2 protein-coding genes are annotated in these 1,878 nt (G+C 73.5%); both read right to left on the reverse strand.

Annotation, left to right across the window (positions count from 1 at the left end):
* Nucleotides 1-21 precede the first annotated feature (21 nt).
* Nucleotides 22-492, reverse strand: a complete 471-nt coding sequence (locus NWP09_RS12670; RefSeq protein WP_258275858.1) for a cupin domain-containing protein — start codon at nt 490-492, stop codon at nt 22-24.
* 280 nt (nt 493-772) lie between these two features.
* Complete coding sequence (locus NWP09_RS12675) at nt 773-1,735, reverse strand: hypothetical protein (RefSeq protein WP_258275859.1); 963 nt, start codon at nt 1,733-1,735, stop codon at nt 773-775.
* Nucleotides 1,736-1,878: the final 143 nt, after the last annotated feature.

The following is a 1,878-nucleotide window of genomic DNA, read 5'->3' on the forward strand; positions in this document are numbered from 1 at the left end:
TCGTCGCGTCGAGCGGGCGGCTCAGGCCTTCTCCTCGCCCTTCTCGTCGACCTCCTCGACCCACTTCGGCGGCTCGTCGCGGCCGGCCTCCTCGTCCTGCTCGGCCTTCTCGGCCGTCTGCTGCACGATGCCCTTCGCGTGGTGCGTCGGCGCGTAGATCGCGTAGAGGCGCAGCGGCTCGTCGCCGGTGTTCTCGACGTCGTGCCAGACGCCCTCGGGCACCTGGATGCTCCAGCCGTCCTCGACCTCGTGCTCGGTGAGGTCGTCCTTGGACGGCCCCATCTTCGCGACGCCCTTGCCCTGATCGATGCGCAGGAACTGGTCGGTGCCCTTGTGCACCTCGAGCCCGATCGACTTGCCCGGCTCGATCGACATGAGCGTCACCTGGAGGTGCTTGCCCGTCCAGGCGACGCGGCGGTACGCGTCGTTCTCGACCGTCGCGGTCTCGATGTCGAAGACGTTCGGCTTGGGTCCGTTGTCCTTGATCTCCATGCTCGGCATCCTGCCGCCGCACCCTGAGAAGTGCCAGGGCGCCGCTCGCCCGTCCCCCACCGTGCCCCGCCGCTCGCTGGCGCACCCGCTCGCCGCCGACCCAACCGCGGTGCAACCCGATGCGCGGACCCCGATCCGGCAACCGGACCCGAGATCTCGGGTCCCGTCGCCGAGCTCGGGTCCGGGAAGCATCGGCGCTCGCATCGGCGGCCGCGACCGGCTCGCGGGGCCGGGCGGCGACCGGCCCGTCGCCGAGCTTGGGTCCGGGAAGCACCCGCGCTCACGTCGGCGGCCGCGACCGGCTCGCGAGGCCCAGCAGCGCCGGACGCACTCGCGGCACCCCGTGCGCGGTGAGCAGCGCGTCGAGCCTCGACAGCTGCAGCACGTCGAGCCACACCCAGTGCGCGGGGTCGCCCGTGAACAGCAGGTCGTCGTCGCGCAGCTTCTCCTCCGCGAGCGCCTTCGCGCCCGTCGTGCCCGCCTGGTTCGCGAGCGCGCCGTACTTCACCGCACCGTCGAACTCGCCGTACAGCGGTCGGCGCCCCGGTCGCTCGAACGTCATGTCGACGCGCCGATCCCTGCCGGTCGGGCCGGTCACCCACCGCTGCAGCTCCGGCGCGGCGAACCCGAGCTGGAAGATGCGCACCCGGCTCCACGATTCCCCGACCGACTCGCCGCGCCCGTCCGCGAAGGCGATCGCCCAGTGCGCGGCATCGTGGCCGCGGCGGCTCTGCCGCTGCAGCGCCTCGAGCACCTGCCTCTTCGTCACGCGCCGCTCGCGCAGCGCGAAGTCGAGCGCCGAGACGGCATCCAGCGGGTCACCTCGCCGAGCGACCTCGGCGAGCGCGAACGCGAGCGAGCAGACTCGCAGGCCGCCCACCTCGACGACGTCGTCCGGGGCGAGCTCGACCGAAGAGTGCACCACGCCCGCCTTCTTGTGGGCCGTGCGCCGATCGCCGGTCGTGTGCACCGCATCCGGCCGCCCGAACGGAACGCCGTGGACCGCGAGCGCCGACTCCCGCGCGAAGACCGGCCGATCGCGCACCGCGTTCACGGCATGGATGCGCGTGAGGTAGCGCGCATCGTCGGTCGACGCCTCGAGCGCGGCGGCGTCCGCGTAGACGCCGTGGCGCACGCGCGCGAGGCTCGCGTCGCGCTCGGGCTGCGCTCCGGGCAGCACCTGGCCGATCTCACGCGCCCGCTGCAGCGGGACCGCCGCCGCCGGAGCGAGCTTGCGCTTCATGCGGCGCACCATGCCACCGATGCCGCAGTGCGTGCCCGCGCGGAGCGACCGACGGTGGAGAACGCGCGGCGCGACTGGGCGCGGACCCGATCTCGGCAGCGGGACCCGACATCTCGGGTCCCGCTGCCGAATCGGGGTCCACC

It is taken from the genome of Agrococcus sp. HG114 (assembly GCF_024723325.1).
Taxonomy (GTDB): Bacteria; Actinomycetota; Actinomycetes; order Actinomycetales; family Microbacteriaceae; genus Agrococcus.